Source organism: Isoptericola luteus (assembly GCF_020297055.1).
GTDB classification, from domain to species: Bacteria; Actinomycetota; Actinomycetes; order Actinomycetales; family Cellulomonadaceae; genus Isoptericola; species Isoptericola luteus.
This window is the reverse complement of record NZ_JAIXCQ010000008.1, coordinates 74,285-91,908: the sequence shown is the minus strand read 5'-3', so window position 1 is coordinate 91,908 and position 17,624 is coordinate 74,285. Positions and strand designations below refer to the sequence as shown.

Sequence of the window (17,624 nt, the reverse complement as noted above, 5' to 3'; positions counted from 1 at the left end):
CCGCGTGACCGTCTCCCGGACCGCGGGCGCCCTCGCCGGCCTCGCGACCCTCATCACCGTCCTGCTCGTGACCCTCCTGGCGTCCGGGGTCACGCTCCTGCCCTCCGCCGGCACCGCCGTCGGCGAGGGCGGACGCGCCGAGGCCGTGGTCGCCGAGACCGGCACCACCGGGCTCGACGCGCCAGCCACCGCCACCGCCCTCGCCGCCCCGGCGGGAGCCGAGGGCACGGCGGGCGGCGTCGCCGCCGTCCGCGACGGCGAGGTCACGATCGACCTCGTCGGGGACCTGCCCGACGTCGCGCAGCCGGGCGACACGGTCACGCTCACCCTGCGGGTCACCAACGGTCGCGACACGGCGCTCGACGGCGCGCAGATCGACCTCGGCGCCTCCTGGCAGGTCGTGTCCTCGCGGGCCGCGCTCGCGGCCTGGGCCCTGGACGACACCACGACCACCGCCCTCCGGCAGAAGTCGGAGCCGCTCGGCCGGGTCGAGCCGGGTGCGTCGACGCAGACCGACCTCGCGCTCCCGGTCGACATCCTCGGCCTCGGGGCGGACGCGCCGTGGGGACCGCGGGCGATCTCCCTCGCGGTCGTCTCGGGCGGCGAGCCCCTCGACGTGCTGCACACGTTCCTCCTGTTCGCCCCGGACGGGCAGGAGCCCTCCCCCGTCTCGCTGAGCGTCGTCGCGCCCGTGACCGGCCCCGCCATCGACCCGAGGGATCCCGCGGGCTACGACGCCGAGCTGGCCGGTCTCACCGCGCCGGACGGTCGCCTCACGGCTCTCGCCGCCGCCGGCACGCCCGCGTCGGCCGCGCCGGGCGTCGCGCTCGCCGTCGACCCGGCGCTCGTCGCGGCCGCCCAGGAGTCCGACGAGCCCACGACGGTCGCCTGGGCCGAACAGCTGACCGACGGCACGGTCCAGGAGGTCGTGACCCTGTCCGCCTTCGACCCGGACGTCGCGGCACTCGCGCACTCCGGCCTGTCGCCCTCGGAGGCCGCGACCGGCCTGCGCGCCCGCGCCTGGCTGCCGAGCGACTGGCAGGCCCCGGCGGCGTGGGGTCCGGAGCTCGTCTGGCCTGCGGGCCGTCCTGACGTCACCACCATGGCCACCGCCCGTCAGGCGAACGCGGACCACGTCCTCGTGTCCCAGGGCCTCGCCCCCCGCGGCGACCAGGTCGCGTCCGCACGGACCGCCGTCGGCACCAGCACCGGGAAGGTCTCCGCCCTGGTCGCCGACGAGCACCTCTCCGTCGTCCTGGCCCGGATCACGGGGCAGGACGACGCGCCGACCCCCGCGGAGGCGGCCCAGCAGCTCCGGGCGGACACCGCGCTGCTCGCGGCCGGGCAGCGGGAGCAGGCGCGGTCGGAGGGCGTCGCAACGGCGCCGAGCCTGCTCGCGGCCCTCCCCCGCGGCTGGTCGCCGGACGCCGAGGCCCTCCACCAGGTGCTCGGCGCCCTGGACGCCGCCGAGTGGGCCGACGTCGTCACCCTGGGCCAGACGATCGCCACCCCGGCCTCCGACACCCCCCGCCACGGCCTCCCGCGCTCCGACGCCGACCCCGCCGAGCTGGCACCCGAGACCGTCGTCGACCTCGCCGAGACCCACCGCGCGGTGGCCGAGTTCGCCTCCGTCGCGGACGACCCCGACGAGCTCTCGGCCGGCGTCGACCGCATGCTCGTGTTCCCCCTCGCCCACGCCTTCCGCGACGACACCGAGACCCGGGCGGCCGCCGTCTCGACCGCCCTCGAACGCGCGGGCGAGCTCCGGCAGGGCATCTCGGTGGCCGACCGCTCCGCCATCAACCTCGTGGCCGACACGGGAGCGCTGCCCGTCCTCGTGCGCAACGACCTCCCCGCGGACGCGACGGTGACGGTCGTGCTCCGCCCCGACGACCCCCGGCTGAAGGTCGAGTCCCGGCCCACCGTCGTGGTGCCTGCCGGGTCGTCCACGCAGGTACCCGTCGAGGTCCGCGCGATCGGCTCCGGCGACGTCGACATCGCCGTCGAGGTGCTGGCCCCGAGCGGTGCCGTCGTCGCCGAACCCACCACGTTCTCCGTCACCGTGCGCGCCGGGTGGGAGACCGTCGGCACCGGCGTGGTCGCCGCGGCCGTCGGCCTCCTCTTCGTCGCGGGGATCTGGCGTACCGTGCGACGCGGGCGGTCGACGCGCCGCACCACGGGCGACGATGTCTCCGCGGTCGCGGACCCCCCGTCCGCGGACGCCCCGTCCGCTCCCACGCCGGCCGTCCCCCCGTCGGACCAGCAGCACGCACCCTCGGAGATCGACCGCACATGACCGCCGACCGTCCTGCCGAGCACGACGCCAAGCGCCCGCCCCGGCACGCCCGTGGCGGGAACGCGCACGCGTCGGGCGGTGCCTCAGGCCGCGCCCACCGCCCCGAGGCCGGCGAGAACGCCCCCGAACAGCCCGCCGGAGCCGTTCCCGAGGTGGTCCCCGAGAGCGACGCCGTGGCGGCACCCGGCACCGACGGCGTGCGCCGGGCGAGCCTGGGCAAGAACTCCATCGCGATGACGGTCGGTACCGTCGCGTCGCGCGCGTCGGGGCTGGTCCGCGGCATGCTCCTGGTGGCCTGCGTCGGCGCGACCGGAACCGTCGCGGACGCGTTCGACGTCGCGAACAAGCTGCCCAACATGCTGTTCGCGCTCATCTCCGCGGGCGTGCTCCAGGCGGTGCTGATCCCGCAGATCCTCCGGGCCATGAACGCGCCCAACGCACGCGAGCGGCTCGACAAGCTCATCACCATCTCGGGCCTGGGCCTCCTGCTGCTCACCGCCGTCCTCGTCGTCGCCGCACCGCTCATCGTGTGGCTGTACACCCTCAAGGTCGACGACCCGGACGCCCGTCAGCTCGCCGTGGTCTTCGCGTACTGGTGCATCCCCCAGGTCTTCTTCTACGGCCTGTACATGCTGCTCGGGCAGGTGCTCAACGCGCGCGGGCGGTTCGCCGCCTACGGCATGGCGCCGGTGGCCAACAACGTGGTGTCGCTGCTGGGCTTCGGCGCGTTCATCCTCGTCTGGGGCACCGCGCAGGCCGGCGGCATCTCCGACCTGTCCACGTGGACGACGTCGCAGACCGTGGTGCTCGGTGCCACAGCCACGCTCGGTATCGCGGCGCAAGCGCTGGTGCTGGTCGTCGCGCTGCGGCGCTCCGGGTTCCGGTGGCGGTTCCGCGTCGGGTTCCGCGGTATCGGCCTGCGCTCGGCCGGCGTGGTCGTGGGCTGGACCATCGGCGCGGTGGCTCTGGAACAGCTCGGCGTGCTCTACCTGTCGAACGTGCTCATCGCCGCCGGGACCACCGCCGGGCCCGACGAGGTCATCGCGGGCAACGCGGCCTACACGAACGCGATGACGATCTACCTGCTGCCGCACTCGCTCGTGATCGTCTCCATCGTCACCGTGATGTTCCCGCGCATGACGGCGGCCGTGCAGGCCGGGGACCTCCCCGCCGTGCGGGCCGACATGTCGCTCGGGCTGCGCTCCGCCGGGGTGTTCTCCGTGTTCTCCGCGGCCGCGCTCCTCGTGCTCGCCGTCCCGCTCACGTCGACCGTGCTCCCGTCGCTCGTCGCCGAGGAGGTCACCGCCGTCGCGCGGATCATCCAGGCCATGGCACCGGGTCTCGTCGCCCTGGGCGCCACCGTGCTCGTGCGCCGGATGTACTTCGCGTTCGAGGACGGGCGCAGCCTCTTCGTCATCCAGATCATCGCGACCGTCTCCATGGTGCTCGCGCTCTGGGGGGCCGTGTCCGTGCTCCCGTCCGCGTGGTGGGCGGTGTCCGCCGGCGGCGCCTACGCCCTGTCCACGTGGATCTCGCTCCTCCTGCGCGTCCGCGGCATGCACCGCAAGCTCGACGGGATGGACGGCCCCCGCGTGATGCGGCTGTACGTCCGGGCGGCCGTCGGCGCCGTCGTCGCGAGCGGGATGGGCTGGCTCACGGTCCGCCTCCTGGGCGGCTACGAGATCACGTCCTGGGGCAGGTCGGCACTGGTGACCGTCGTGGCGGGCGTCGTCATGCTGCTCGCGTACGTCCTGTCGCTCAAGGTCCTGCGGGTGCGCGAGCTCGACGACGCCCTCGCTCCCGTGCTCCGGCGGCTGGGTCGGTGACCCGATGCCGACACCCTCGAACAACCTGCACAAAACCCCTCTGACGTGCGGGGCCATTCCCTGTGGCCCTCGCCCGTACCATGGTCCGATGGACCGGAGGAAGTCACCCTCCACCCGCACCCCCACCGAGGAGCACAGGTGAGCACCGCCCTTCCCGGCACCGTCATGGTCGATCGCTACCGGCTGTCGCAGCCCGCTGCGTCCGACCTCGCCGCAGCCGACGCCTGGGAGGCGCACGACCAGATCCTGGACCGTCCGGTCCGGGTGACGTTCGTGGACGGACAGCACGCGACCGCGGCGCTCGACGCCGCCCGTCGCGCCGCGCTCGTCACCGACCCCCGCCTGAGCCGCGTGCTCGACGTCGGCTCCACCGACCTCGGCTCCGGGTCCCGCCACTACATCATCAGCGAGCCCTACCGCGGCTCGTCGCTCACCGAGATCATCTCCGGTGGACTGGTCGACGCCCAGCAGGCTCGCGCCGTCGTCGGCGAGGCAGCTGCTGCGCTCGAGGCCGCCGCGCAGCGCGGGGTCCACCACCGTGCGCTGCGGCCCGACGCGGTCCGGGTCGACGGCCATCGCGTGTCGGTCACCGGTCTCGGGATCGACGCGGCGCTCGCCGGGATGGACACCGGTGACAGCGGGAACACCCAGGCTGCGGGCGACGCCGCCGCTGCCTCGGACGCTCGCAACCTCGTCGCGCTCGTCTACTACGCCCTCACCGCGCGCTGGGCCGGCGACAGCCTCGAGGACTCCTGGATCTCCCCCGACGCCGTGCGTCCGTTGCCCGCGCAGACCGACGCCACCGGGGTGGTGCCCGTCTCGACCCTCGTGCCGCACGTCGACGAGAGCCTCGACGCGCTCGTCCGCCGGACGTTCGGCGCCGGCGCCGGCGCCGCGCCGGCGACCCCTGGTGACGTGGCCGCCGCGCTCGCCCCGTGGGGCGAGGTGTCGGTCGTCGACTCGTTGCCGCAGTTCGTCCAGCCCGCGGCCGGCCCGCCCTCGCGCTCCTCGGTGCTCGGCGCCGGCGCGCCGGGCGTGGCGCGCCCCGGCACGCCGCCCCCCGCGCAGCCCGTCCGGCGGCCGTCGACGGGGCGCATCGCCCGCGTGGCGACCGCTGGTGCCGCAGGCGCTGTCGCAGGCGGCGCCATGGGCGCGACCCAGGCGTACGCCGCCGCCCGGCCGATGGACCCGCAGGCCACGACGGCGCTGCCGCCGCAGGCCGGCCAGTACCCGCAGCCCACCTACGGGCAGCAGGCGTACGGCTACCCCGCGCAAGGGCAGCCGGCCGCCGGGTCCCCGGCCGGCGGCGGCTACCCGCCAGCCGGTGCCCCCGTCGCGGGATACGCCGCACAGCAGTCGACCGCGCACGCCCCGGTCCCGCCGCCTCCGCCCGGTGGCGGGGAGCCGAACACCAGCACCGGCAGCTTCGCGTCCAGCCCGGCGCCGCGACGTCGCGGGGTCAACCCGACACCGATCGTCATGGCGCTCGTCATCGTCCTCGTGATCGCCGGTGCCATCTGGGCGATCAGCCTCGCGGGCAAGCCGTTCGCCCCGCCGCTGGCCGAAGCCTCGTCGTCACCGTCGGCGCCGGCGGACGGCGGTGACGAGGGCACCGAGACCGAGTCCGAGGAGCCGACGCCGGACGAGCCCGAGGTCCGGCCCGTCATCGCGTCGGGTGACCAGCTCGACCCGGAGGGCGACGGCCAGCACCCTGAGGCCGTCGACCTCGCGTTCGACTCCGATCCGTCCACCTTCTGGTTCACGCAGTGGTTCGCCGACCCCAAGTTCGCCGGCCTCCGTTCCGGCATCGGCTACGTGATCAAGCTCGAGGAGCCTGCGCCGGTCACGTCGATCGCGCTCAACACGAACTCCGAGGGCGGGCACGTCGAGGTCCGTGCCACCACTGCCGACGCACCGACCGACGGCCCCGTGCTCGCCGAGGGCGCGTTCGCGAGCGACACCCAGCTGACGCTGAGCGAGGACACCGTCTCCGACTCGTTCGTCCTGTGGATCACCGAGCTCCCGATGACGAGCGGCAAGTACTACCTGGAGCTGAACGAGATCGTCATCTCCTGACAGTCGCGTGGCGGCGGGTCGGACGCGCCGCACCCGCGACGGTGAGGGAACATCGACACCACGGGTGGTGTTGACGCCGCTGGCGACCTTCACCACCCCGGACATCGCCCACCCGCACCACCCGCAGCCCACCCCGCAGGAGAGAACGTGACCGACCAGTCGACCGCACCCGCCGGTGAGTCCACCGTGCACGACATCGTCATCGTCGGCTCCGGCCCGGCCGGATACACCGCGGCGGTCTACGCCGCGCGTGCCGGCCTGGCACCCGTCGTGGTCGCAGGCTCGGTGACGGCCGGCGGTGCGCTGATGAACACCACCGAGGTGGAGAACTTCCCCGGGTTCCCGACCGGTGTCCAGGGCCCGGACCTCATGGAGTCCATGCGCGAGCAGGCGGAGAAGTTCGGTGCCCGCGTGCTGTGGGACGACGCCGAGACCCTCGAGCTCACCGGCGACATCAAGACGGTCGTGACCGGTGGCGGGGAGACTTTCCGCGCCCGCGCAGTGATCCTGGCGACCGGGTCCGCCTACCGGGAGCTCGGCCTGGCCGACGAGAAGCGCCTGTCGGGACGCGGCGTGTCCTGGTGTGCGACCTGCGACGGGTTCTTCTTCCGCGACCAGCACATCGCAGTCGTCGGTGGCGGGGACTCCGCGATGGAGGAGGCCACCTTCCTGACGCGGTTCGCGTCCAAGGTCACCGTGGTGCACCGCCGTGACGGGCTGCGTGCCTCCAAGATCATGGCGGACCGCGCCCAGAGCGACCCGAAGATCGAGTTCGCCTGGAACAGCGAGGTCGCGGCGATCAGCGGCCAGGACAAGGTCGCCGGCATCACCCTGCGCGACACCGTCACCGGTGCCGAGCGCGAGCTCGACGTCACCGGCCTGTTCGTCGCCATCGGGCACGACCCGCGCAGCGAGCTGCTCGCCGGCCAGATCGACCTCGACGACGAGGGCTACGTGCGCGTCGAAGGGCGCTCCACCCGCACCAACCAGCCCGGCGTCTTCGCCTGCGGGGACCTCGTCGACCACACCTACCGTCAGGCCATCACCGCCGCCGGGTCCGGCTGCTCCGCCGCGCTGGACGCCCAGGCATACCTCGCGGAGATCGCGGACGTCGACGCCGACCCGGAGGCCCTGCCCGCCGCGCTCGACGCCGTCGCCGGCTGAGCCTCACCACCCCTACCGCAAGACAGAAGGAGTCAGCATGCCGACCGTTGCCGTCACCGACGACACCTTCAAGGACGAGGTCCTGGGATCCGACATCCCCGTGCTCGTCGACTTCTGGGCGACCTGGTGCGGCCCGTGCCGCATGGTCGCCCCGATCCTCGAGGAGCTCGCCGAGGAGTACGACGGAAAGATCAAGATCGCCAAGCTCGACACCGACGCCAACCAGGCCACCACCATGGCCTACGGCGTCGTGTCCATCCCGACCCTGAACGTCTATTCCGGCGGCGAGCTGGTCAAGTCGATCATCGGCGCCCGTCCCAAGCGGGCCATCCAGGAAGAGATCGATGCAGTCCTCGTGAGCTGACCCCAGCATTCACCGTCGCGGCCGCCGTGTTTCACGTGAAACACGGCGGCCGTCGTCGTCCCTGGCCGGGGCGCGTGCTCAGGTGCCCGCTACTCGGCCGAGCCGCACTCGCCGAGCAGTCGATGGCGTTTCTCCCGCGTGCCGTTCACCAGCACCGGGGCGGCCGCCCGGTACGGCCCAGCTCCGCATCGGACCGGAGCCGGAGGCGCGGCTGGCACAACGGGCACGACGGGCACGACGGGCACGACGGGCACGACGGGCACGACGGGCACAACGGAGCGCCGGCCCGGCAGAGTCCGGTACGAGCTCACGGGCGGAACGCGCATGCGGCCCTCAACGGCGCATGTGGCCCTCCGGCACCGTCAGTGCGGGCCGCTCTCGGCGGGGGACCCACGTCCCGGACAGCTCACCCAACCTGCTGGAGCGGTCCGCGAACGCGACACGCGAACGTCGCCGCACGTGCCTGCCCTGACCTGGGCGCCGACCGTGCGACCTCAGCCGTGAACTGCCCTCGTCGGCGCATTCGCAGATCCCTCCGATGCCGACGGCGCACCCTGCGCGGCGTTCCCCAACGAGCATGCGCGTGCCGGCGCCTCTCGCCGTCCCGTTGGTTGGTACGCCGTCCCGTCAGTCGACGAGCCGCTCGAGGGGCACGCTTCCCCCACAGGTCGGCGTCGCGGGCGAAGCCACGGTGAGCGACCACACGAGTGCATTAGCAAGCGGCTCACCTACGTTCGACTGTCGCGGATTCTGGAACGGCACGAGGCGAGCACGGACCCTCGGACCGAGCCGTCGGACGCGCTCGTCCCCAGCGGTGCCCACGTCTGCGTCGTGCATCAGGCCGAAGATCTCGCGCGCCAGGTCCAGGTGCCCGACCCGCGAGCTAGCCAGCACGGACCCCGTCGCTGCGCCGAGCAGACGACGTACTCGGCCCCGCGAAGCGTTCTGACCGGATCGCGGTCTCCCGCGACCAAGGACACTCGCCCTCGCGCGCCGCATGGGTCGTCGGCCCCGGCCGCCGGTATATGCCGCTCTGTCCGACATGGGAAGTCCTCCGTGCCCCGAGCGCTCCGACTGAAATGAACGATCAGACTGAAATGCGCGCCGCCATGCGCGCTACCGCCCCCACCACAGCGCGCGAGATGGCTCGGCCTCCACGGCGACCAGCCGCGGCGCGACCGCCACGACACCCTCGGTCCAAGCGTGATCGCCGCTGGCACTCGCTGTCGGCCGTCAGACATGCCGACGGGCAATCCAGGTCTTGCGCCTCAGACCGAGTTCGGACCTCCCAAGACGCAGGCGTCTCCCCTGACCACTCCCCCACGGCTGTACCGAATGCGCTCCCGACTGGGAGTTCAGCCGCTTCCGACGCCCACGACGGGGACGGTCGTCGTTTCACGTGAAACACGTCATCATGCTCCCGCGCTGAACGACGGCGCGGGCGCACCGGCCCGTGCGAAACGAGTGTCGTGGCTTCCTCGCACCGCGGACGTCCCTGGCTACGGCTCCGGCTCCCGCTCCCGCCCCCGCTGCCGCTCCCGCTGCCGGCCTACTTTCGCTCTCGTGCCCACGCCAACGCTGATCAGGTGATGTCGTCCGCCGCGCCCATCGCGGATCGCGACGTTCCACGTGAAACAGCGAAGGGCCGTACTCTTTCCCCTTCACAGGCCAAAACGACTGACGACGTCAGGAGCTCAGCGCTTGCCGCTACCGACCGCATGAGGAATCGGCCTGGGTACCGGATCTTGTGCGTAGGTCCCAGAGACCAGACCGGCCCTCCCGCCGGTGGCGCCGGCTCGGGGACGGCGAAGCGACGACATAGGTCGCCGCTGTTTCACGTGAAACAGCGGCGACCAAGATGCTCGTGCTCGGTCCGACGGAAGGTCTCGGCGTGCGCCGTGAGCGTCGGTCAGGACCGCAGCAGGCCCGGATCCTCCGGAGCCATCACTCCCAGGATGCGGTTGAGGTCCTCCACCGACGCGAACTCCACAGTCACCCGGCCCTTCGTCTTGCCGAGGTCTACCTTCACGCGCGTCTCGAAGCGGTCAGAGAGCCGCGTCGCGAGCTCGGTCATGGCCTCGCTCCGCTGCCCCGCCCGGGGTGCTCGGCGCGTCGCTCGCTCCGCGTCGCCGCTGGTCAAAAGGGTGACGATCTCCTCCGTCGCACGCACCGACAACCCCTCGGACACGATGCGCTGAGCAAGGCGTTCGATCTCCGCGCCGTCGGTGAGGCCGAGAAGGGCGCGAGCATGGCCGGCAGAAAGGACCCCCGCGGCCACCCGTCGCTGGACCAAGGGCGGCAGCTTGAGCAGGCGCAGAGTGTTCGAGATCTGCGGGCGCGACCGCGCGATCCGGGTCGCCAGCTCCTCGTGCGTGCACCCGAAGTCGTCGAGCAGCTGACGGTACGCCGCAGCCTCCTCAAGAGGGTTGAGCGCGGCACGGTGCAGGTTCTCCAGCAGCGCGTCTCGGAGCATGTCCGAGTCCTCGGTCTCGCGGACGATCGCGGGAATGGTCTCCATCCCCGCTGCCTGCGACGCGCGCCACCGGCGCTCACCCATGATCAGCTCGAACTGACCCTCTGTCTCCGGGTCCGGCCGAACGACGATCGGCTGGAGCACGCCGATCTGCGAGATCGAGTCGACAAGCTCGTCGAGCTCACCGTCGTCGAACACTGCCCGTGGCTGCCAGGTGTTCGGCCGAATGGCACCGACCGCGATCTCGGCGAACCGCGCACCCGGAACCGGGACAAGGTCCGTTTCACGTGAAACGCCGCGGCGGCTCTCGCCGACAGACGCACTCGAATCGCCCTCGTCCAGCTCTGTCGCTCCTGCGGTCCCCGGCCCATCCGCCGGGGCCTCCTCCACAGGCTCTGAAGGGACGGACACCGCAGCGTCTCCGTCGTCCGTCTCCGTGGCAGTGATCCGAGTGATCAAGCCCAACGACGTCGTCGTCTCGTCCTCGATCTCACCCGCGCTCTCGGTCAGGCGCGCGCCACCAGCCTGAGTGATGTCGTCAAGGAGGCTCGTCGCTGCCTGACCTCGCCCGCTCTCGCCACCGGCCAGCATCCCGAGTCGTCCACCGGCGATCGCGTTGTCCCAGGACGCCGACCGACGCCCCGGACGCCCGGGGGAGTCCAGGGTCTCCGACTGCTCCGGAGCGAGAGCCTCCGATCCCGCCTTCGTCGACGTGCTCCCCTCTGCGGCGGCGGCGGAGGCCTTCGCGTCGTTCGAGGCGAAGAACACGTCGACCGGCCGTTCGGTCTCAGGACCTGACGGGATCAGGGCGCCCAAGCCACGGCCCAGGCCCCGCTTCTTCTGACTCATCCTCGTGCCTCCTGAACCGTGGGGCGCACCCGCCCCGTCGTCATGTCCATGCCTCTGCCGTACGCCGACGTACCCATGATCCGCGAGAATCCGCGCGGCGCACGTCGGAAACGGACTGCGTCACTGCAGGTGAGAGCGTCGCGGAGCCCGCTCCGAGAGTTCGCGCGCCGCTTCGAGATACGCCAGGGCACCAGTCGACCCCGGGTCGTACGTCATCACGGTCTGGGCGTGACTCGGCGCCTCGGAGACCCGCACCGATCGCGGGACTGTCGTATGCAGGGTCTGCGCCGGGAAGTGCTCACGCACCTCCGCAGCCACCTGCTGCGCGAGGTTCGTGCGCCCGTCGTACATCGTGAGAAGGATCGTCGAGACCGTCAGCTCGGGATTGAGGTGCGCCTTGATGAGCTCGATCGTCTTCAGAAGCTGGCTCAGCCCTTCGAGCGCGTAGTACTCGCACTGGATGGGGATCAGCACCTCACGGCCCACCACGAACGCATTCACGGTGAGCAGCCCGAGGCTCGGCGGGCAGTCGACGAAGACGTAGTCGATCTGCTCCTCTCCGTTCGCTGCCCGCTGTTCGAGGTAGTAGTCCAGCGCACGGCGGAGTCGTGTTTCACGTGAAACAAGGGAGACCAGCTCGATCTCGGCACCCGACAGGTCGATGGTCGCCGGGACGCCGTAGAGCCCCGGGACGTCCGGGCACTCTTGGATCGAGTCCGCCAGGGCGTCTCCGTCGACCAAGACCTCATAGATCGAGGGGGTCCCCGCGCGGTGTTCGATCCCCAGCGCGGTCGATGCATTGCCCTGAGGATCGTTGTCGATCACGAGCACCTTGAGGCCCGCCTGCGCCAGGCCGGCCGCCAGGTTCACCGTCGTGGTCGTCTTGCCGACGCCACCCTTCTGGTTTGCCACTGTGATGATGCGGGTCCGCTCCGGCTTCGGGAAGCGCCGACCGTGCAGCTCGATCCTTCGACGAGAGTCGATCGCGAGCTGCGCAGCAAGTGGTGTCGACTCGTCAGCGTCGGGGACCGACGCCACGAGAGCCGCGCGATGGGTGTCGACATGTGCGGGAATCCCGCCAGAAGCCCAGTCGAGGTTCGGTCCCGTTTCACGTGAAACATCCGCGTTGCTCATCGGCGACTCGTCATCGCGAGGCACTCCGTCGACGTGCTCCGTACTGGTGCTCACGCGCCACTCCTCCGGTTCGTCACCCACTCCGCCGGAAGCAGCGCGCTCGGTCGTTGCGCGTCGGCCGCCTCGGCTCCGCGCTCACTCTACGGCGTCAGGGCCGCGGGGCGCTCCTGAAACTCCGGGCCGTCGATCGACTCGCGCGGATGCCCGCCAGACCTCCGCGGACCGCCCGTTCACCTGTGTGAGGCGGAACGGTATCGGCCCTGATCAGGCGCCCTTGCGCACCTTCAGGATCGTCGTCGGCTCGACTCCCTCGACCGTCGTGCCCTCGAGGATCTCCGGCTCACCACACCTGAACGAACGGAGCACCTTCCGTGCCGGGTCGATCTCCTGCGCAACGTTGCGTCCCTTCAGCACCACCATCTCGCCGCCGCGCCGGACGAGCGGCAGGCTCATCCGAGCAAGCTTGGACAGCGCGGCCACCGCGCGCGAGGTCACCGCGTCGACCTCGAATGCGTCGTGGTACTCCTCTGCCCGCCCACGCTTGACCTGTACGTTCGTCAGACCGAGATCTTCGCTCACCTCCGTGAGCCAGGCCGTCCGGCGCTCCATCGGCTCGATGAGGACGACCTCAACGTCGGGTCGCATGACAGCGATCACGATGCCCGGCAACCCCGCTCCCGAGCCCACGTCCGCCACGCTGCCTGCCTGGGCGAGGTGCGGGACGACCGCCGCCGAGTTCAGGATGTGCCGCTCCCACAGGCGCGGAACCTCGCGGGGACCGATCAGCCCGCGGAGCTCCCCCTCGGCGCGAAGCTTGTCCGCGAACGCAGCGACCTGGTCGTAGCGCGTACCGAAGTACTCCCGGACGGGCGCGCTCGTGCCCAGCGCACGGTCGCCCGATTCCTCCGCCTGTGCCTGCGTGCCGTTTTCCGTCATGACCGATCTCCTCGCGCCGTACTCATGAAATGCCGGGTGGCCGCCGGCCCGCGGGCCCTGGGCAACACGTGCCTGGGTCAAACGCAAGGGCCCGTCGTTTCACGTGAAACGACGGGCCCTCCACGCGCTGTTCAGTCGTCCGAGGCCGCCGGCTGGACCACGACGTACCGCTCGGGCTCCACGCCGCGCGAGTCGCTGAGCAGGCCAGACGCCGCCACGACGTCGTGCACGACCTTGCGCTCGAACGCGTTGAGCGGGGACATCTCGATCTCCTCGCCAGACTCCTTCACCTGTGCGACGGTCTCCTCCGCCAGCACGGTGAGCTCCTGCCGACGCGCGGCACGGAAGCCGCCGACGTCCAGCATCAGGCGGCTGCGCTCCCCTGTCTTCGCCTGCACGGCGAGCCGGGTCAGCTCCTGCAGCGCCTCGAGAACCTCGCCGTCACGCCCGACGAGGGCCGACAACGATCCCTCCTCGTCCGCCACCACCTCGACGGCGGCGCGGTCGTGGCGGATGTCCAGGTCGATGTCGCCGTCCAGGTCGGCGATGTCCAGAAGCTCCTCCAGGTAGTCGGCCGCGATCTCCCCCTCCTCCTCGAGGCGGCTGGTGCGGTCAGGGCCCTGGTCCACGGTGTCGGTGCTCATGTCGATCCTGATCCTCTCGATGCCCGGCTCAGCCGCGCTTCTGGCGGTTCTTGCGCTTGGGCTGCTGACGCTGCCCGCGGGGCTGCTCCGGCTCCGGCTCGGGCTCGGCCTCGATGGCCCCCTTCGCGGCGGCCTTGCGGGCCTGCCTCTCCTTGAGCAGGCGCTCGGCCTCGGAACCCGGCGCGGGCATCCGCTTGATCGTGTAGAACTGCTGGCCCATCGACCAGAGGTTGGAGATCACCCAGTAGATCAGCACACCCACGGGGAAGTTGATGCCCGAGATCAGGAAGATGACCGGCAGGATGTACAGCATCATCTTCTGCGTGCTGGCCATCGGGCCCTCGAGGGCCGCCTTCGGCATGTTCTTCATGGTCAGCTGACGCTGCGTGAAGAACATCGTGGCGCTCATGATCACGATGAGCACGATGACGACGATCCGTGACGCCGTGTCGTCCGTCGTCCGGAAGATGTCCGAGAGCTGTGCGCCGAAGAGGCTCGACGACTCGATGTCGCCCGCGATGCGGCTGTCGATCGGGCCGATCGCGTCCTTGTTCCCGTTGGCGATGCTCTGCAGGTTGTTGAGCACCCGGAACAGGGCGAAGAAGATCGGGGACTGCAGCAGCAGCGGCAGGCACGACGCCATGGGGTTGGTGCCGTGCTTGCGGTAGAGCTCCATCGTCTCGCGGCCCATGGCCTCGCGAGAGGCGGGGTCGGTCTTGCCCTTGTACTTCTTCTGGACGGCCTGCAGCTCCGGCTGCATCATCTGCATGCCGCGCGACGCCTTGATCTGCTTGAAGAACAGCGGGATCAGCGCGACGCGGATCACGATCGTCAGGGCGACGATCGACAGCACCCACGCGAGGCCTACCCCGTCCTGCATCCCCAGGGTCGTGAACAGGGCGTGAGCCCCGTACATGATCCAGGCCACGACCCATTCGATGGGGTAAAGGATGGTATCGATCATCCCGAAATGTCTCCTTGGTCGGAAAGTCTGCGATCCCGGAGGCGCGGCCGGGGAGGGTCAGGGGCGTTCAGGCGCCGCGGTGCCCGTGATCGCGCACGTCGTCGTGCGTGTGTCGCGAGCGAGCCGGCGGAACGTCGTCCACGCCGCCGAGGCTCCAGGGGTTGCACCGCAGGATGCGCCAGAGCGCGAGCCCGGTCCCCCGCAGCGTCCCGTGCGTGCGCACGGCGATGATCGCGTACTGGGAGCAGGACGGGTAGTACTTGCACGTGGGCCCGGTCAGCGGGGAGACCACCGCCTGGTAGACGCGGATCATCCCGATCAGAACGGTCGTCGGGAGGTTCCGCAAGGCCTCACGGCCGAGAGTCGCAGCACTCATCGGGCGCCCTTGGCGGCCTCAGAGGCGCGGATGACCGCGCGGTCGAAACATCGTCCGAGGTCGCGGTCGAGCTCGGCGTAGCTGGCGTCCGCCGAGGCGGGCAGAGCCCGCACCACGGCAAGCGCGCCGGCGGGAAGCCCGTCGAGGTGCGCGCGCGACGCATGGCGCAACCTGCGCTTCACCTGGTTCCGGTGCACGGCGTTCCCCACAGCCTTGGATACGACAAGACCGACCTGTGGGGCCCGCTCACTCTCAGGGTCGAGAGCGAGATGGACCACCACGGTCGATCGTCCTGCACGCGTGCCGCGGCGCACCGCCCGTTCGAAGTCGACGGAACGGCGCAGTCGGTGCGCCGCGGGCAGCACGGCTCAGGCAGAGAGCTCGGCGCGGCCCTTGCGACGGCGGTTCGCCAGGATGGCGCGACCGGCGCGGGTGCGCATGCGCAGCCGGAAACCGTGGGTCTTCGCACGACGACGGGTGTTCGGCTGGAAAGTCCGCTTGCTCACGAGTTACTCCAAGAAACGTCGGGGAGGCACACCGTCAGTTCCTCGACGATGCTGGTCATCACAGGTCGACATGCGTACGGACGCCGGCGCCGACCGGGCCGGCCCGAGGTACCCGCAAGCGGGCGCGCAAAAAGACCTGGAACGGCTGTCTGACGTTACGCTGCCCAGCCCTCGCGGGTCAAACCGGCGAGGGCCGCGCTCGGCATTCCCTCCCTGCCGGTGCCTCGCTACGATGACGAGACCTGAAACCGGACTGGCACCGGCCTGGCACGACGACGCGCAGCGCGGCGCGGAAGGTCGCCGCCCGGCTCCCTCGTCCACAGCGTTGTCCACAGCATCCACAGGATGTGGACAACTATGTGGATGGTGGCCCGGCGTGACAGACTCACGGCACTTCCCACCCATCGAGAACGACGAAGGACGACACCCGTGGCCCAGCCGGACGAGAACATCACCGACGTCTGGGCACACACCCTGGCCACGCTCGAGGCCCGTCCCGACATGACGGCGCGCCAGCTCGCCTTCATCAAGCTCGCGAAGCCGATGGCGATCCTCGACGACACCGTCTTCATCGCAGTGCCGCACGAGCAGACCCGGACGTACCTCGAGACGAGCGTGCGCGACCAGCTCGTGTCCGCGATGGCCTCGACGCTGGGCCGCGACATCCGCTTCGGGATTACCGTCGACCCCGAGCTCAGCAGCGACACGCTGACCGGTCCTTCGCAGGACTACAGCGCACCCGCGCCCGCCGACGCCCCCGGGGTCGTCACCGACGAGGCCGACGCTCCTGTGCTCCCGCCCACCCCCAAGCCGTCCGCGGAGCCCACCCGGCTGAACCCGAAGTACATCTTCGAGACGTTCGTCATCGGCTCCTCCAACCGCTTCGCCCACGCGGCGGCCGTCGCCGTCGCCGAGGCCCCGGCCAAGGCCTACAACCCCTTGTTCATCTACGGGGACTCCGGCCTGGGCAAGACGCACCTGCTGCATGCCATCGGGCACTACGCCCACAACCTCTACCCCCATGTGCGGGTGCGGTACGTGAACTCCGAGGAGTTCACCAACGACTTCATCAACAGCATCGGCGAGGGGCGTGCGGGGGCGTTCCAGCGCCGGTACCGCGACGTCGACGTGCTCCTCATCGACGACATCCAGTTCCTGCAGGGCAAGGAGCAGACGATGGAGGAGTTCTTCCACACCTTCAACGCGCTGCACAACGCGAACAAGCAGGTCGTGATCACCTCCGACGTTCCGCCCAAGCAGCTCAACGGCTTCGAGGACCGGCTCCGCTCACGGTTCGAGTGGGGCCTCATCACCGACGTCCAGCCGCCGGACCTCGAGACCCGGATCGCCATCCTCCGCAAGAAGGCGGCGAGCGAGCGCCTCGACGTGCCGGCGGAGGTGCTCAGCTACATCGGCTCGCGGATCTCGACGAACATCCGTGAGCTCGAGGGCGCGCTGATCCGGGTCACGGCGTTCGCGAACCTCAACCGGCAGCAGGTCGACCTCGCGCTGGCGGAGATCGTGCTGAAGGATCTCATCACCGACGACGACTCCACCGAGATCACGCCCTCGATGGTGATCGCCCAGACCGCCGCGTACTTCGGCCTGACGATCGACGACCTGTGCGGGTCGTCCCGATCCCGTGTGCTAGTCACCGCACGCCAGATCGCCATGTACCTGTGCCGGGAGCTCACGGACCTCTCGCTGCCCAAGATCGGCCAGCAGTTCGGCGGCCGGGACCACACCACCGTCATGCACGCGAACCGCAAGATCGCCGGCCAGATGGCGGAGCGTCGTTCCACCTACAACCAGGTGACCGAGCTGACCAGCCGCATCAAGCAGCAGCACCGCGGCTGAACTGCCCCGAGCCCACTCCGCCGATGCCCCTCTCCCGACACCTGGGACGCGGGGCATCGGCGTGTCCGGCCCTGTCCCGGACCACCGGTGGACACTCGCGAGGCCGCTCCGAACGCCTCGTCCACATCCTCGCCCACAGGATGTGGGGCTCTGTGGCGC

Annotated in this window: 14 protein-coding genes; 6 read left to right on the top strand and 8 right to left on the bottom strand. The window is 70.9% G+C overall.

Annotated features, from left to right (window positions below; translation table 11 throughout):
• Positions 1-4 precede the first annotated feature (4 nt).
• From LEP48_RS12410 to trxA, 5 genes are all read left to right on the top strand, one after another.
• A complete protein-coding gene (locus LEP48_RS12410) occupies positions 5-2,296 on the top strand; it encodes a DUF6049 family protein (RefSeq protein ID WP_225565910.1) in 2,292 nt (763 codons plus the stop codon).
• Positions 2,293-4,122, top strand: a complete 1,830-nt coding sequence (gene murJ, locus LEP48_RS12405; RefSeq protein ID WP_225565909.1) for a murein biosynthesis integral membrane protein MurJ — start codon at positions 2,293-2,295, stop codon at positions 4,120-4,122. Before LEP48_RS12410 ends, murJ begins: the two co-directional genes overlap by 4 nt.
• A gap of 138 nt (positions 4,123-4,260) precedes the next feature.
• Positions 4,261-6,198 (top strand): protein kinase family protein, encoded by a 1,938-nt coding sequence (locus LEP48_RS12400; protein ID WP_225565908.1) that lies wholly within the window; start codon positions 4,261-4,263, stop codon positions 6,196-6,198.
• A 147-nt stretch (positions 6,199-6,345) separates the two neighbouring features.
• Positions 6,346-7,362, top strand: coding sequence for a thioredoxin-disulfide reductase (gene trxB / locus LEP48_RS12395; RefSeq protein WP_225565907.1), 1,017 nt, complete (start codon positions 6,346-6,348; stop codon positions 7,360-7,362).
• A 37-nt stretch (positions 7,363-7,399) separates the two neighbouring features.
• Entirely contained in the window at positions 7,400-7,726 is a 327-nt protein-coding gene (trxA, locus tag LEP48_RS12390) for a thioredoxin (protein WP_225565906.1), read from the top strand.
• Between the two features lie 1,909 nt (positions 7,727-9,635).
• Here the strand turns inward: trxA and LEP48_RS12385 are convergent.
• The 8 genes from LEP48_RS12385 to rpmH all read right to left on the bottom strand — a co-directional run bounded on the left by LEP48_RS12385 (position 9,636) and on the right by rpmH (position 15,608).
• Complete coding sequence (locus LEP48_RS12385; protein ID WP_225565905.1) at positions 9,636-11,048, bottom strand: ParB/RepB/Spo0J family partition protein; 1,413 nt, start codon at positions 11,046-11,048, stop codon at positions 9,636-9,638.
• A gap of 120 nt (positions 11,049-11,168) precedes the next feature.
• Entirely contained in the window at positions 11,169-12,236 is a 1,068-nt protein-coding gene (locus tag LEP48_RS12380; protein WP_225565904.1) for a ParA family protein, read from the bottom strand.
• A gap of 210 nt (positions 12,237-12,446) precedes the next feature.
• Entirely contained in the window at positions 12,447-13,118 is a 672-nt protein-coding gene (gene rsmG, locus LEP48_RS12375; RefSeq protein WP_225565903.1) for a 16S rRNA (guanine(527)-N(7))-methyltransferase RsmG, read from the bottom strand.
• A gap of 131 nt (positions 13,119-13,249) precedes the next feature.
• A complete protein-coding gene (locus LEP48_RS12370; RefSeq protein WP_225565902.1) occupies positions 13,250-13,762 on the bottom strand; it encodes a Jag family protein in 513 nt (170 codons plus the stop codon).
• Between the two features lie 28 nt (positions 13,763-13,790).
• Positions 13,791-14,726 carry a membrane protein insertase YidC gene (gene yidC, locus LEP48_RS12365; RefSeq protein WP_225565901.1) on the bottom strand — a complete coding sequence of 312 codons (936 nt, stop codon included), beginning with the start codon at positions 14,724-14,726 and terminating at the stop codon, positions 13,791-13,793.
• A gap of 67 nt (positions 14,727-14,793) precedes the next feature.
• Positions 14,794-15,102: a membrane protein insertion efficiency factor YidD gene (gene yidD / locus LEP48_RS12360; protein ID WP_225565900.1), complete on the bottom strand. Its 309-nt coding sequence runs from the start codon at positions 15,100-15,102 to the stop codon at positions 14,794-14,796.
• The gene (gene rnpA / locus LEP48_RS12355) at positions 15,099-15,467 is read right to left on the bottom strand and encodes a ribonuclease P protein component (protein ID WP_225565899.1); all 369 of its coding nucleotides are present in this window, start codon (positions 15,465-15,467) and stop codon (positions 15,099-15,101) included. The genes yidD and rnpA overlap by 4 nt, the downstream gene beginning before the upstream one ends.
• Before the next feature lie 3 nt (positions 15,468-15,470).
• Entirely contained in the window at positions 15,471-15,608 is a 138-nt protein-coding gene (gene rpmH / locus LEP48_RS12350; RefSeq protein WP_153942278.1) for a 50S ribosomal protein L34, read from the bottom strand.
• 429 nt (positions 15,609-16,037) lie between these two features.
• Between rpmH and dnaA the strand changes: the two genes are divergently transcribed.
• Positions 16,038-17,465: a chromosomal replication initiator protein DnaA gene (dnaA, locus tag LEP48_RS12345; protein ID WP_308010025.1), complete on the top strand. Its 1,428-nt coding sequence runs from the start codon at positions 16,038-16,040 to the stop codon at positions 17,463-17,465.
• Positions 17,466-17,624 lie beyond the last annotated feature (159 nt).

What these genes read in the sequence shown, in the direction of transcription:
- LEP48_RS12370 (WP_225565902.1), bottom strand. Translation starts at nt 13,762, where the DNA reads ATGAGCACCGACACCGTGGACCAGGGCCCTGACCGCACCAGCCGCCTC.
- rsmG (WP_225565903.1), bottom strand. Translation starts at nt 13,118, where the DNA reads ATGACGGAAAACGGCACGCAGGCACAGGCGGAGGAATCGGGCGACCGT.
- yidC (WP_225565901.1), bottom strand. Translation starts at nt 14,726, where the DNA reads ATGATCGATACCATCCTTTACCCCATCGAATGGGTCGTGGCCTGGATC.
- LEP48_RS12385 (WP_225565905.1), bottom strand. Translation starts at nt 11,048, where the DNA reads ATGAGTCAGAAGAAGCGGGGCCTGGGCCGTGGCTTGGGCGCCCTGATC.
- murJ (WP_225565909.1), top strand. Translation starts at nt 2,293, where the DNA reads ATGACCGCCGACCGTCCTGCCGAGCACGACGCCAAGCGCCCGCCCCGG.
- yidD (WP_225565900.1), bottom strand. Translation starts at nt 15,102, where the DNA reads ATGAGTGCTGCGACTCTCGGCCGTGAGGCCTTGCGGAACCTCCCGACG.
- trxA (WP_225565906.1), top strand. Translation starts at nt 7,400, where the DNA reads ATGCCGACCGTTGCCGTCACCGACGACACCTTCAAGGACGAGGTCCTG.